Source organism: Pseudoduganella rhizocola, assembly GCF_045984285.3.
GTDB lineage: Bacteria > Pseudomonadota > Gammaproteobacteria > Burkholderiales > Burkholderiaceae_D > Rugamonas.
The window spans coordinates 349,943-362,745 of record NZ_JBJQIK030000003.1 but is presented as its reverse complement, the minus strand read 5'-3'; the positions used below and the strand labels follow the sequence as shown (position 1 = coordinate 362,745).

11 protein-coding genes are annotated in these 12,803 nt (G+C 67.1%); 8 read left to right on the top strand and 3 right to left on the bottom strand.

What is annotated here, in order from left to right; genetic code table 11:
- The 7 genes from tssK to ACJRPG_RS08840 all read left to right on the top strand — a co-directional run bounded on the left by tssK (window position 1) and on the right by ACJRPG_RS08840 (window position 10,362).
- A complete protein-coding gene (gene tssK, locus ACJRPG_RS08870; RefSeq protein WP_407999697.1) occupies window positions 1-1,437 on the top strand; it encodes a type VI secretion system baseplate subunit TssK in 1,437 nt (478 codons plus the stop codon).
- Between the two features lie 4 nt (window positions 1,438-1,441).
- On the top strand, window positions 1,442-2,245 hold the full coding sequence (locus ACJRPG_RS08865) for a DotU family type IV/VI secretion system protein (protein ID WP_407999696.1): 804 nt from the start codon (window positions 1,442-1,444) through the stop codon (window positions 2,243-2,245).
- A gap of 2 nt (window positions 2,246-2,247) precedes the next feature.
- Window positions 2,248-6,177, top strand: coding sequence for a type VI secretion system protein (locus ACJRPG_RS08860; RefSeq protein ID WP_407999695.1), 3,930 nt, complete (start codon window positions 2,248-2,250; stop codon window positions 6,175-6,177).
- Between the two features lie 23 nt (window positions 6,178-6,200).
- A complete protein-coding gene (gene tssA / locus ACJRPG_RS08855; protein ID WP_407999694.1) occupies window positions 6,201-7,331 on the top strand; it encodes a type VI secretion system protein TssA in 1,131 nt (376 codons plus the stop codon).
- 21 nt (window positions 7,332-7,352) lie between these two features.
- Window positions 7,353-7,769: a hypothetical protein gene (locus ACJRPG_RS08850; RefSeq protein ID WP_407999693.1), complete on the top strand. Its 417-nt coding sequence runs from the start codon at window positions 7,353-7,355 to the stop codon at window positions 7,767-7,769.
- Window positions 7,770-7,871: 102 nt separating this feature from the next.
- A complete protein-coding gene (locus ACJRPG_RS08845; RefSeq protein ID WP_407999692.1) occupies window positions 7,872-9,920 on the top strand; it encodes a GNAT family N-acetyltransferase in 2,049 nt (682 codons plus the stop codon).
- Window positions 9,921-9,963: 43 nt separating this feature from the next.
- Entirely contained in the window at window positions 9,964-10,362 is a 399-nt protein-coding gene (locus ACJRPG_RS08840) for a hypothetical protein (RefSeq protein WP_407999691.1), read from the top strand.
- Window positions 10,363-10,365: 3 nt separating this feature from the next.
- Here the strand turns inward: ACJRPG_RS08840 and ACJRPG_RS08835 are convergent, their stop codons facing one another.
- A complete protein-coding gene (locus tag ACJRPG_RS08835; protein ID WP_407999690.1) occupies window positions 10,366-10,719 on the bottom strand; it encodes a hypothetical protein in 354 nt (117 codons plus the stop codon).
- 20 nt (window positions 10,720-10,739) lie between these two features.
- Here ACJRPG_RS08835 and ACJRPG_RS08830 point away from each other — a divergent pair, with 20 nt between their 5' ends.
- The gene (locus ACJRPG_RS08830) at window positions 10,740-11,027 is read left to right on the top strand and encodes a 7(1) septoil knot domain-containing protein (RefSeq protein ID WP_407999689.1); all 288 of its coding nucleotides are present in this window, start codon (window positions 10,740-10,742) and stop codon (window positions 11,025-11,027) included.
- Here ACJRPG_RS08830 and ACJRPG_RS08825 read toward each other — a convergent pair whose 3' ends face one another.
- Both ACJRPG_RS08825 and ACJRPG_RS08820 read right to left on the bottom strand, forming a co-directional pair.
- The gene (locus ACJRPG_RS08825; RefSeq protein ID WP_407999688.1) at window positions 11,028-11,603 is read right to left on the bottom strand and encodes an SPOR domain-containing protein; all 576 of its coding nucleotides are present in this window, start codon (window positions 11,601-11,603) and stop codon (window positions 11,028-11,030) included.
- 14 nt (window positions 11,604-11,617) lie between these two features.
- The gene (locus ACJRPG_RS08820) at window positions 11,618-12,601 is read right to left on the bottom strand and encodes a sigma-54 interaction domain-containing protein (protein ID WP_407999687.1); all 984 of its coding nucleotides are present in this window, start codon (window positions 12,599-12,601) and stop codon (window positions 11,618-11,620) included.
- Window positions 12,602-12,803 lie beyond the last annotated feature (202 nt).

Here is a 12,803-nt window from a genome sequence, read left to right as displayed (position 1 = left end):
ATGACAGTCACCCAACTGCCGGATGCCGTGCAATGGTCGGAAGGCATGCTGCTCTCGCCGCAGCACCTGCAGCAGAACGATATCTATTGGCAGGAACACCTGCGCCACCGCCTGGCTTCGGTCGCCCCCAATTTCTGGGGCCTGCGCCGGCTGGAGGTGGAACTGGTGAAGGACGTGATCACCGTCAAGGCGATGGAGTGCGTGCTGCCCAATGGGCTGGCCGTGGCCTGGCCGGGCAACTTCCCGCGCAAGCCTGATGCGCTGCTGCAGGCGGACGTGAGCGGCTGCCGCGCCGGCGAGCGGCCGCAGCGCCTGTGGCTGCTGGTGCCGGAACGGGGGGCGGCCGCCGCGCGCGCCGGCGACCCGGAACGCCGCTACGACTCGCAGACAGGGCTGATGACGGCCGACGAGAACACGGGCGATGGCGAGGTGCCGGTGGGCCGCCTGCAGATCCGCTGCGAGCTGGTGCTCAGCGCGCTGAACCCTTCGCCCGGCCTGGGCGCCTGCCCGCTGCTGGAGGTGGTGCGCGACGCCCAGGGCATGCTGCATATCGGCGATTACCTGCCGCCCATGCAGTGCCTGGACGCGAGCCGGCACCTGGGCACGGCCGGCCTGCTGCACCAGCTGGGTGCGCGCCACGAACTGTGGTGGGGCTATGCCCAGCAGTTCGCTACCGAAGCCAGCGGCTACGGGCCGGAAGGCCGGCTGAACAGCGGCGGCGTGCGCAATATGCTGGTGGCGCGCCACCTGGCCGGCGCGCTGCCGCCCATGTCGGTGCTGCTGCATGGCGCGGCCCATCCGGAGCGCCTCTATGAGTGCCTGGCCGATACCGTGGGCCGCGTGGCGCAGTTCGCGGCATCTCCCCTGCCCCTGAAGATGGCGCCTTACCAGCATGAGGACTGCCTGCCGCAGTTCCAGGCGGCCTGGCGCTACATCGAGGACACGCTGGCGGCGGAGTTCGAGCGCGTGCGCCAGGACCGCCTGCGCGCGCCGCAGCCGGAATACGATATCCGGCCCTTCCAGGTGCAGGGGCCGGGGGGCTTCAGCTACAAGCTGCCGCCGCAGGTGGAAGGCCAGCTCATCATCGAAGTCAAACGCAAGGACGGCCAGACCATCGAGGAAGCGGGCCGCTGGCTGAGCCAGGCCGATATCGCCGACGCCAGCCTGATTCCGCAACTGCAGCGCCAGCGCGTGCCGGGCGCGCGCGTGCGGCCGCTGGGCGCGGATGAAGTGGCGCGCTACCAGCTGCCGACGCTGGCCGACCTGTTCCTGGTGGAGAACCGCACGGTCGACCTGGCCGAGCTGGGCAGGCGCGAGCTGTTCGTGGCGGAGCAGCCGCTGCGCATCCAGGGCCATGCGGGCTCGCACATGCCGGCCGCCATCTTCCTGTACCAGAAGATGCGCAGCGAAGCGGACACCGAAGCCGAGGCGGCCTGACACCATGATGAACCTTGCGCCAAGCCTGCAATGGAATGCCCCCGATGCCGTCCCGGCATCGGAGGCATCCTTGCTGCTGGCCAGTTTTGCTGCCTTCTACGAAGAGCTGGCCAGCATCAAGCGCTGCCAGCACGACGGCGTGCTGGCGCGCTACCTGGCGCCGGACCAGCTGGATCCCCCGCTGTCCGATACCGAATTCGCCACCCGCGCCAGCGCCCGCCTGCTGGCGCAGCTGCGCGAACAGCACCTGGCCTTCCAGCGCCGGGGCAGCGCGCAGCAGATCAGGCTGCACCAGACGGCCTTGTACGTGATGGCGGCCATGGCCGATGAAATCCTGCTGCTGGAACTGCACTGGCCTGGCGCCGACCACTGGCTGCCGGTGCTGCTGGAACGGCAGATGTTCAGCACCTCGCACTCCGGCCTGCTGTTCTTCCAGCTGGCGGACAAGCTGATCGCCGGCGCCGGCCGCGATCCCCTGCATGCCGACCTGGCCAGCGTATTCCTGCTGGCCTTGCGGCTCGGCTTCAAGGGCCAGCACCGCAACCCCGAAGGCGAAGCGCGGCTGGACCACTACCGCCAGCAGCTGCTGCGCATCGCCGGCACCGGCCAGGCGCGCGCGCAGCCTGCCGCGCCGGGCTTCTTCCAGCAGGCCTACCAGCACAACATCACGGATGGAAAGGATATGCGGCTGGCGCCCCTGTCGGCCTGGCGCAAGGCGGCCAGGGCCGCGGCAATCGGCTACCTCATCCTGTCCAGCGCCGTCTGGGCCGCGCTGGTGTATCCACTCGACCAACTCTTCAGGCCCTGAGCATGCTGCTACTCCTCGTCGCCAGTGCTGCCGTCCTGACCGGCCTCGTGCTCGCCATCCTGATCTGGCGCGCGCGCAGGCCGGCCAGGCTGCATGCCCTGCCGCTGGCGATGCTCGGCAAACCCGCCCTCGCCCTGCTGGCCCTGCGCGGCCTGCTGGCGCCGCTGCGCTACCTGGCCACGCGGCGCGAGGCGCATTACAAGAGTGCGTGGATGCTGGTGATAGGCCAGCAGGCGGCGGGCAAATCGAGCCTGCTGGCCTCCCTTGATCCGGGCAATTGGCAGCTGCCGTCGCAGGAACAGGAAAAACTGGTGGTCGAGGGCAGCAACTGGCGTTTCCTGCCGCAGGGGGTGCTGATCGATCCGCCCGGCGAATGGTCGGCGGCGGCGCCCGGCAGCGAAGGCGCGCGGAAATGGCGCCAGTTCCTGGACAAGCTGGACAGCCTGCGTCCCGAGCGGCCGGTCGACGGTGTGATCCTGGTGGTGTCGGCGCGCAGCCTGCTGGCCGGCGGCAGCCAGGAACGCAGCGTGCTGGCGGAATCGCTGCGCGCCCAGCTCGCGCTGCTGGAGAGCCAGTATGAGTTTGCGCTGCCGGTCTACGTGGTGGTCAGCGAGATGGACAGCGTAAAGGGCTTCAGCGAGTTCTGGCAGACCCAGAGCCTGGTGCAGCCGCAGGAGATGGTGGGCTGGTCCACGCCGCAGCTGCTGCCTGCCGCCGCGCCGGGCGAATGGGTGGATACGGCCTTTGACTACCTGGCCGGCCAGCTCAAGCGCCTGCAGGTGCAGACGGCGGCCGAAAGCCGCCATCCCGATCCGTCCCGGGCCGACCAGTTCTTCCTTTTCCCGCGCCACTTCCTGCAGCTGCGCGAGCCGCTGCGCCAATGCATGGCGCAGCTCATGCAGCCCTCGGCCTGGCAGAGCGGCGTATTCTGCCGCGGCCTGTACTTCACCGGCGCGCTGCCGCCTGCCTTCTCCGCCCTCGCGGGCGCCGCCCCTGCGGCCGGACTGCCGCGCAGCGATATCGCCTTTATCGATGAGCTGGTGGCGAAGAAGATCTTCGCCGAGCCCTACCTGGCGCGCCCCACCCGCCAGGGCATCTGGTCGCGCAACAAGCTGATACGGCGCGCGCAGTTCAGCGCCGTGGCGCTGGCGGCGCTGCTGCTGGCCGGCCTGCTCTGGACCGCCGTGCAGCTGCGGGAACAGGCGGCCGTGGCCGAGAGCGCTGTTGCCGCGCTGCAGAAGATCGAGCAGCAGCTTAACGCGAGCCCGCCGCCGCAGGGCAGCTGCATCGAGCGCCAGACCGTGATGCAGGCGCTGGAACAGATCGCCCGATTACCGGACGATACGGCCTACCTGACGATTCCCGCCACCTGGTTCGGCCGCCCATCCAGCGCCGGCAACATGCAGCAGGTGGTCAACGGCGTGTTCCAGAAGGCGGTGCTGGGCGGGCTCGCCTGCCGCCTGGAGCAGGAGGCCCAGGCGCTGATGACGCCGCCCGCGGCGAAGATGCCGGACAGCGCCACGCTGGCCCACGTGCAAAGCCAGCAGGCCCTGTTTGACGCCAGCCAGCGCATCGTGCGCTTCCAGAACAATCTGGCGCGTTTCCAGGAGATTGCCGGCACGCCGGTGGCGCTGAAGCGGAAAGACCTGATGCCGTCCTTCATGGCGCTGTTCAACGAGGTCTACCAGTCGCCGCTGCCGCCCCCGGTAAGAAAGGGCAACGGCGCGTTGCGGACCGCATTGCGGCAGGCGCAATATCCGCAGCCCCTGAAGCTGCCGGACGAGATGAAGCCGCGCCTGGCGGCCCAGCTGTCCTGGTCGGCCCAGAGGCTGGCCGCGCAGCTGAAGCAGGAAGTGGGCGCAGGCAGCAGCCTGCTGGCGCAGATGGACCAGGACGACGGTTCCACCGTGGCCAGGACGCGGCATTTCTCGAGCTGGCTGCAATGGGTGGGCAGCGAGTGGTCGGGCTCCACGGCCAGCAGCAATCCTTGCAGCGCCACCGAATCCCGGCTTCTCGAACAGGCCGGCCTGCTGCGCGCCCAGGGCTATCCGGACGCGGAACTGAAGAAAATGACCGGCCACTTCAGCAAGGCTTCCTGCTACCAGCCGAATATGGCCACCCTTGCCTCCATGCAGATGGCGCCCTATGGCTCGCTGTTCACGCGCGGCGACAGGGGCCTGGTGCTGAACACCCGGCTGCTGGATGAACTGGGCGGCCTGAAGGCGCTGGTGGCGCTGGACTTCATGCAGCAGCAGGATACCCAGCCCTTCTCCTGCCAGCGCAAGGTGGCCGGCTGGCGCGCCAGCGATATCGGCCTGGCGAACCGCTATGTGGGCGAATACGAGCAGCTGATGTCCAGCATGAAGCCGGCGGCCGGGGCCGGCCAGCAGCCGCTCTACCAGCGCATGGCGCTGCGCCAGCTGGAGCGGGCACTGAACAGCAGCCTCAATCGCGCGCAGATCCCGCCGGGCGCCAGCGTGGTGGCCGTCGACGCGGCGGCCAGCGAGGACCAGGCGCTGGCAAGGGAAAGCAGCAATTTCGCCGCCCTGCTGGAGCCGCTGCTGACGCTGCAGCGCAGCTACCGCAGCCTGGACTTCGCCGCCAGCGCCACCCAGGTCTACCAGTGCATCGGCACCTACAGCAGCGACAGCCTGGCGCGGGTGCAGAACCTGGGCGATATCAGCCGCCTGTACGAATCCGCCAGCAGCGAGGGACCGGGCCCCATGTTCAACCTCGGCACCACGCCCGTGATCAAGGACTTCCTGGCGCGGCAGCTGGCGCGCACCCAGGTGCTGGCGGGTTACGGCACGCCTTTCCTGAGCTACCTGAACAACAGCAGCGGCCAGAACGATGCGCAGAACAGCAATACGCAGAGCGCGGCTTACTGGAGCAACACCGTCACCGAGTTGAACCGCTATATCCAGTTCAAGGAACCGGCAGGCCAGGTGGCCCAGCTGGACAATCTGTTCCTGAAGCTGATGCCGGGCCTGGATGCCGGGAACTGCAGCAGCGCAATGGCGGACTACAAGCCGGCCGAATATGGCAATGACCTGTTCTCGGCACGCCGCCTCAAGCTGGAAAGCCAGATCCAGGCCACCTGCAAGGGCGAGCGCAATGCGCAGGCGGTAAAGGCATACAGCACGCTGTCGTCCCGCTTCAACCGCGAACTGGCCGGGCGCTACCCCTTCGGCCCGCTCAGCAGCAGCGATGCCGACCTGGCTACCGCGCGCAACTTCTTCGCGGATTACAGCGCACAGAGCGCGGCGCTGCGGCAGTCGTTGCAGGGCCTGAGCGGCGCCTACTGGACCGCGGCGCGGCAGTTCCTGTCGCAGCTGGACGCCAGCACGCGCTTCTTCCAGGGCACGCTCAACCTGGGTCCCGCCCCTGCGGACGGCAGCAGCGACAGCGCCGGCCTGGCAAGCCTGCCGGTGCGGCTCGCGGTCCAGTTCCACGCACAGCCGAAGGAATCCGCCGGCGCCGACCAGCTGGTGGGCTGGAGCCTCAGCGCCGGCAGCAAATCCGCCGCCTTCCCGAACCGCAGCAGCGCGCTGGACTGGGACTACGGCCAGGCGCTGGTGCTCGACCTGACCTGGGCCAGCGGTTCGCTGTGGCTGCCGGCGCCCGACCTGCAGCAGAGCGACCTGCAGACCAATGGCGTGGGCGCCTCCTTCGGCGCCAGCGGCAACTGGGCCCTGCTGCGCCTGATCGAGCGGCACCGTCCGGCCAATGGCGTGATTCCGAACAGCAGCGATCCGAACCGCCTGACGCTGGAATTCCTGGTGCCTGTCACCAGCAAGAACGGCGCTCCGGGCAAGGCTGCCACCGGCAGCGCCCGGCTGTACATCGGCCTCAATCTGAGCGGAAGCGATCCGAAGACCCATGCGCCTGTCAGCCTGAGGCTGCCGCAGGGTTTCCCGCGCTCCGCACCCTGATCTTTTTCGCGAAAGGAAACATCATGCCGACCGACCTTGACACCGCGAGCGATGCCTTCTTCCAGGCCCAGCTCAACATGAGCCTGGAGGCCTTGCTGGCGCCGGTGGACAGCAGCCAGCCCGCGGGCCGCTCCCTGCGCGGCAGTCCGGTGTACAGCGCCATCGCCCAGGCACGGCGGCAGGACGATGCCAGCCTGCCCATGGGCGGCTGGGAGCACGAACTGAAGCGCGCGGACTGGCGCGAGACGGGCAGGCTGTGCGCCCACGCGCTGGCCACGCAGAGCAAGGATTTGCAGCTGGCGGCCTGGCTGCTGGAAGCGCAGGTCAAGCAGTCCGGCTTCCAGGGCATCGGCCCCTGCTTCCATCTGATGCAGGAGCTCTGCCGGTCCTACTGGGCGGAGCTGTATCCGAAAGCGGCACAGGACGAGCTGGAGTACCGTGCCAATATCTTCCAGTGGATTAACGAGAAGCTGCTGCCCACCATCCGCATGGTGCCGCTGGCGTCGGCCGAGCGGCAGGGAGAGTACTGCTGGGCCGACTGGGAACTGGCGCGCCGCCAGGAACAGGTCAGAGCGGCCCTGCCGCCCGGCCAGCAGGAGGCCGATGCCAACGATGGTCCCAGCTGCAGCCAGGTGATGGCCGGCATCGGCGCCACGCCGACCGCTTTCCATGTGGCGCAGCGCGACGCGCTGTCGCTGGCCCTGTCGGCACTGGATGCGCTGACGGCCACCATCGATCCGCTGTTCGGCGACGAAGCGCCCGGCATGCAGGCGGTTGAAGGCATTTTGCAGCAGATCCTGTCCCTGGTCGAAGCCGAACTGAACAAGCGCGGCGTGCACGGCGGCTCCCCGCCGGCGGCCCAGGAGGAAGCGGCGCCGCAGGGCCAGCCCGCCGCGGCGCCCGCCGGCATCCCCAACGGCGCCATCCGCGACCGGGCCGAAGCCTACGCCCGCCTGGCCGAGACGGCGGACTACCTGATGCGGCTGGAGCCGCACAGCCCCGTGCCCTACCTGGTGCGGCGCGCCACCGAATGGGGACGGCTCAATACGGTCGAGCTTTACCAGGAATTGTTCCTGAGACTGAACGGACAGCTGAATATTTTCGAAATGCTGGGACTGGAGGCCGAGATCCAGGAAAACACGGCGCATGCCTGAATTTTCTAAGGAAAGCGAATCATGAAACGAGCTGAAAAACCCGTAAAGCGGACCACGCAACAAACCGAAATGATGGTCATGACGCCGCGGGGCGGACGGTTTCACGTCACCCAAAGGGACGGCGTGTTCGATGAGGATGGCAAGCAGGTGTACACCCACAAGGAGCTGACGGGAGCCTGGGCGAAGAGCAACCGCACGCAGTGGCGGCGGCAAAACCGGCATACCGAAACGCCTGAGAACCCGGGCCACAATTTTTCGAGCGCCTGCGTCGAGGCCAGGGCGGAGGCGCTGGTCGACCTGCGCGCGCCGAAGTCGTACAACAGGAAGCAGCTCAATGAACGCATGGAGAAGACGGACTTCAGCGAAGTCACGCGCGGAACGCATGTCATCGAGACATGCCTGACATGCCAGGCCGCCAGGAAAGCGGGTTCCTTGTAATAAGCGGCGCCCTTCGGGCATCCTCAGGAAAGGCAGATCATGTCGGCGCAAGCAGCTTCGGAAACAAGGACGATACCCACAGTCGGCCCGATGGACGGCGCGTTGGACGCATCCGCCGGCTTTGCCCGGCTGATGCAGCAGCCGGCGGCCGCGCCGAACTCCTTCGCCAGCCTGGCCAGCCCCGGCCTGGCAGGAGCCTGGGCGGATGCAATCATGCTGTACTGGCGGCACGGCATCGAAAGCGGCGCCATCGACGCCGGACAAACACTCTACCTGGTCGACCTCGCCCCCGCACAGGGCCAGCTGGCCTGGCGCCTCCTGAAGGCTTTGCGCGCCGGCCTTGAGCGCCGCAAACTTGCCCTCAATGTCTGCCTGGTCGCCTGTTGCCGCAGCCAGGAGGATGCGGATGCCTTGCTCGGCCATCCCTGCCTCAGCCCCTTTGCCGCGCAAGGCTGGCTGGACGCCGCGCCATTCGATGCGGGCAGCGATAGCGCGCTGACGCTGCGCAGCCGGAAAATCAGCCTGCTGGCCGCCGATAACCCGATGGTGCTCCTGGCGCTGGATCATTTCAGCACCCTGCCCTCGGAACTGATGGCTGTGCATTACGGCGAACTGTTCGGGTGCGCCGTCGCCGTCCATCAGGCCGAAGGCGCGGCACACCTGGACCTGGCGTACGAATGGACGCGCCGCCCCCCGGAACACGGCGCCGCCGCAACGCCGCAGGCCGCATGTGTGCTGGATCACTACCGGACCCACTTCCATAGCGCCGCGCTGCTGCTGCCGGAACAGGCGATGGCGACATTGCAGCGCCTGCAGCGCATTGCGGGCGGACGCTACCTCTTGCTGGCCGCGGACGCGGGTGTCTGCGACGAGCAGGCAATACGCCTGGGCGCCATGGCGCCGCCGAACCAGTGGCATCCCGGCGAAACCCAGGCGCCGGTCAACTACCACGCGCTGAGCCTGGCCCAGCGGCGGGACGGCGCCCTGGCCTGCAATCTCCAGCTGGAGGATGGCGGGATCGTGATGCACGCCGCCTGGCGCGCGGGCGCGCAGGCCCCGGATGAAGACGGCATGCGGCAGATCGCCGCGGTGCTGGAAGCGGCCCATCCCACCCACGAACAGGCGCTGCGCCAATTGGACGGCCTGAACGAAAAAGCCTTCCTGGCGCTGCTTCATCAGTCGCACCACGACCCGGCCATGCTCGCGGCGGCGATGGATGCGCTGTCGGGCGTGCCGTTCAGGCTGGCCGACTGTTCGCACCGGGCCTGGCGCCAGGCGCTGGGCCGTGTCTGGGAGAATTTCTTCCCGCCCCGGCACTGCGACCGGTTTGCCGCCCGCATGGCCTGGTTCGCGATGCAGCTTGGCTTCCTGGATATTGCCCAGGACTGCCTGCGGCTCGCCCTCGGCTTCTACGGCGACGATGCATACGAGCTGTATCTGCTCGCGCTGTGCGAGGCGCGTACCGGCGCCAGCCATCACGCGCTGGCCCATACCCGGCAAGCGCTCGGCCTGGAACCGGACTACGCACCCGCCGTACACCTGCAGGCGCAGCTATCGGAAAAGCTGCGGCGCTGGCAGGCACACCCGGCTTACCTGCCGCAGCCGCCAAGCGCGGGGGCGCTGCGCATCGAGCCGCTTGGTCCGGAGCATGCGCCCGACTTGCTGTTCCAGTTCCGCGACCAGCAGATCGGCGTGATGACGCGCCTGCCTCCAATGGAAAGCCTGCAGCAGGCACAGGACTGGATCGCCAGCGAAAGACCCGAAGCGGGCCACTACACCTTTGCAGCAATGCATGAGCGCTGGGGTTTCGTCGGCATCGTCAGCTGCCATTGTGTGCGGCAGTCCGCCTACTTCTACTTCTGGATCGGCAGCGATTACCAGGGCCGGGGATTCGGGCAGCAGGCGGCAAAGCTATTGTTCGCGCAACTGGCGGCGGCCGGCGTGGAGAGGATCTATACGTCGGCGGAACAGGTGAACCATTGTTCGCGCCACGTGCTGCACAAGCTGGGCTTCGAGCAAATGGATTGCAGGCCGGCCCCGCCTGACGACAGCCAGTACTTCTACTACTTGGGAGACAGGCGGCAGCCGGCCATCCTGGACGACTTTCTTGCCCTATGTGCGGAACTTGGAAACCCGGTGAGCCTGACCTGAAGGGCAAACCGTCTCAAACAGTACCTTGACCGAGGAGAAAAAGATGAGCAGGCGCACCAGAACCGATCTCTACAATGAAGCAGCCGAACGCATGAAGCCCGGCGCGGAGTTTCCCGTGCACCGGACTGCGACCATGCAGCGGGAATTCCGGCCCATGCCTGACGCAGGCCGCCCACCGCCCTTGTCGCTCTCGCAAACGCCCGGAGGAGAACGGACTATCCTTTCGACGGCTGAACGGCTTGTCAATGAAAAACGAGCGGTGACGCAAGGCGATGAGGCGCGCTTCGCCTGGGGAACGACCTGGCTGGCGGACGAATCCCATGCAGCGGTAGCACAGCATGTCGAAGACCGGCAACTGACGCCTCGCTCGTCCAGCATGCTGTCACGGGCGGTCGAGAGAGAGCTGAGCGGAAGCGGCCCCACGACGATCAGCGATCAGTAAGCGCTATATCTCCAGGGCCGGCAGGTGCAAGCCAATCCGCTCCATGGCCTGGGAAGACTGCCGGGGCACAGCTGTTGGCCCGCTTCCGTTGAGCCGCTGGCGAACCTCCGGCCCGACCTGGTAATACAAGATCGTCTGGCTGCGCTGCTCCAGCGGCTCGTCGATGGTGGCCAGGCGCGGCGCGCGCGGCGAGGCGGCGCGGTGGTCCCAGTGCCGCTGGATGTGGACACGGCGCTCCATCTCGTCGTGCTGCGGATGGGCGGTCCCCAGGACGGGCAAGGTGCTATCGTTCAGCTGCACCAGGTCAACGCGGTGCATGCCGTTACGCAGGCCGAGCAAGCGATTCATCGTCATCATTCACTCCTCTTGAACAAATCATGGCACGCATTTACCAAACCACCAATATGGGCGAGGCCAGGCTGCGGGTTGCCCTGGTCAGCCAGGGCGAAGCCGACTTGCTGGTGCACCGGGTCAGCAGCTGGGGCCTGGCGCACGGCGACGCGCTCTGGTACATCACCCGCGACAAGCAGGACGCCACGGCCTGGCTGTACTTTACCAGCGTTGGCATGGCGCAAATCAAGATCTGCTTCGTCGACAGCTACGGATCCGCGGGCTGGCAGGACCGCGGCCAGGAGGCCCTGCGCTACCGTGGCCGGTTCGGCTGATCAGCTCTTCGCGGGGGCAGGCAGCAGGATGAGCGGCAAGGGGCCGATCAGGCCCAGCTGCACCGCCACCATGCCGTTCGCCGTGCGCGCCTCGTCCAGGCTGGCGTAAGGGCCTACCGCCACCACGGTCCACAGCGCACCGCCCTGGTCCTGGACATTTGCGACTTTTTGCGCCGGCAGCTTTGCGGACCGGATCTTCGCATACATGGCCGAAGCGTCCGCCTCATGGGCGTACTGGCCGGCCTGCAGGCCGTACTTGCCCGCCTCCGGCAGCGGCGTTGGAATCAGCAGGCTGGACGCGGCAAGGGTGTCCGGCGCGCTCGCGGCGGCACTGGCAGCGGCACTGGCAGCGGCGCTTGCCGGGGGGCCGGCCGCAGCCGCGCCTGTGCCGGGCCTGGATGGACCGGCGGGCTTGAGTTCGGCCTCGATATCCCCGGCGCCGGGCAGATACGCGGCGAGCCGGTTTGCCGCCCCCGTCACGGCCTGCCCGATGCCGGGCGGCGCAAGCGTACCTGCCATGAACATCAGGGCGCCGAACAGCAGCACCAGCAGGATGAAGCCGGCTTTCGCGATCACCTGCCTGCCCTGCGTCAGGATTCGTCCAACGCGGAATGGGCGCTGGAGGGACTCAGCCCATGCTTGCGCGCCAGCTTGCCGAAGGCGCTGCGCTCCTGGCCCGCCAGCCTGGCGGCACGGGTCAGGTTGCCGTCCACCCGCGTCAGCACGTCGCGCACATAGCGCCGCTCGAAATCGAGGATCAGCTTTTCCTTCGCCGACTTGAACTGGCTGATGCCTTCGTTCTGCGCCCCCTCCGCCAGCCGCTCGCCGCCGCCAAGGTGAATCTCGCGCGTATCGCACATCAGGAACTCGCGGTGGATCATGTTCTCCAGTTCGCGGATATTGCCCGGCCAGTCATGCTGTGCAATGAATTCCAGCGCCGAAGCGTGCAGCGGTTTCTCCGGCAGGCGGTACTGGTGGGCAAAGCGTGACAGGAAGACCTGGGCCATTTCCACCGCATCGCCGCTGCGCTCGCGCAAAGGCGGCAGCTGCATCGACAGCACATTGAGGCGGTACATGAGGTCGCGCCGGAAGCGGCCCTGTTCGACCAGCGTTTCCAGCCGGCTGTTGGTGGCTGCCACCACGCGCACATTTGCCTGCCGCGTTACCCCGCTGCCGACCCGGCGATAGGTATGGTCCTGCAGGAAGCGCAGGATGGCGGCCTGCGCCTTGTAGTTCAGGGCGTCCACTTCATCCAGGAACAGGGTGCCGCCATCGGCTTCGGCCACCAGGCCGGGCGAGGCGTTCTTGGCGTCGGTGAAGGCGCCGCGCTCGTGGCCGAACAGTTCGCTTTCCACCAGCTGCTCGGGCAAGGCGCCGCAGTTGAGCGGAATGAAGGGCTTATCCCGCCGCGAACCCAGATAGTGGATGGCGCGTGCCGCCAGTTCCTTGCCGGTGCCCGTCTCGCCATTGATCAGCACGGTTGCATCGACGCCTGCGATCTTTCTCAGCTGGGCGGCCACGCGTTCCATTTGCGGTGAGGAGCCTATCAGGTTTAAGCGAAGAAAATCATTCATCATTTTAATCAGAATATTTAATATTAATTCGCAAGTTACTGGGCCGCCTGGATAATCCGCGAATAATGGCGTTCAGGAAGAATACTATAATAAGCAAGGCTGTGGCTTTTCTGCTATGCATTTTTTCTTGCCGCGGACAACATTATTATCCCTCCTCCCCCTTATGCTGTAATTGACAGCATAAGAACCCTGCGCATATTCT

What these genes read in the sequence shown, in the direction of transcription:
- tssK (WP_407999697.1), top strand. Translation starts at nt 1, where the DNA reads ATGACAGTCACCCAACTGCCGGATGCCGTGCAATGGTCGGAAGGCATG.
- ACJRPG_RS08865 (WP_407999696.1), top strand. Translation starts at nt 1,442, where the DNA reads ATGATGAACCTTGCGCCAAGCCTGCAATGGAATGCCCCCGATGCCGTC.
- ACJRPG_RS08860 (WP_407999695.1), top strand. Translation starts at nt 2,248, where the DNA reads ATGCTGCTACTCCTCGTCGCCAGTGCTGCCGTCCTGACCGGCCTCGTG.
- tssA (WP_407999694.1), top strand. Translation starts at nt 6,201, where the DNA reads ATGCCGACCGACCTTGACACCGCGAGCGATGCCTTCTTCCAGGCCCAG.
- ACJRPG_RS08850 (WP_407999693.1), top strand. Translation starts at nt 7,353, where the DNA reads ATGAAACGAGCTGAAAAACCCGTAAAGCGGACCACGCAACAAACCGAA.
- ACJRPG_RS08840 (WP_407999691.1), top strand. Translation starts at nt 9,964, where the DNA reads ATGAGCAGGCGCACCAGAACCGATCTCTACAATGAAGCAGCCGAACGC.
- ACJRPG_RS08835 (WP_407999690.1), bottom strand. Translation starts at nt 10,719, where the DNA reads ATGATGACGATGAATCGCTTGCTCGGCCTGCGTAACGGCATGCACCGC.
- ACJRPG_RS08830 (WP_407999689.1), top strand. Translation starts at nt 10,740, where the DNA reads ATGGCACGCATTTACCAAACCACCAATATGGGCGAGGCCAGGCTGCGG.
- ACJRPG_RS08820 (WP_407999687.1), bottom strand. Translation starts at nt 12,601, where the DNA reads ATGAATGATTTTCTTCGCTTAAACCTGATAGGCTCCTCACCGCAAATG.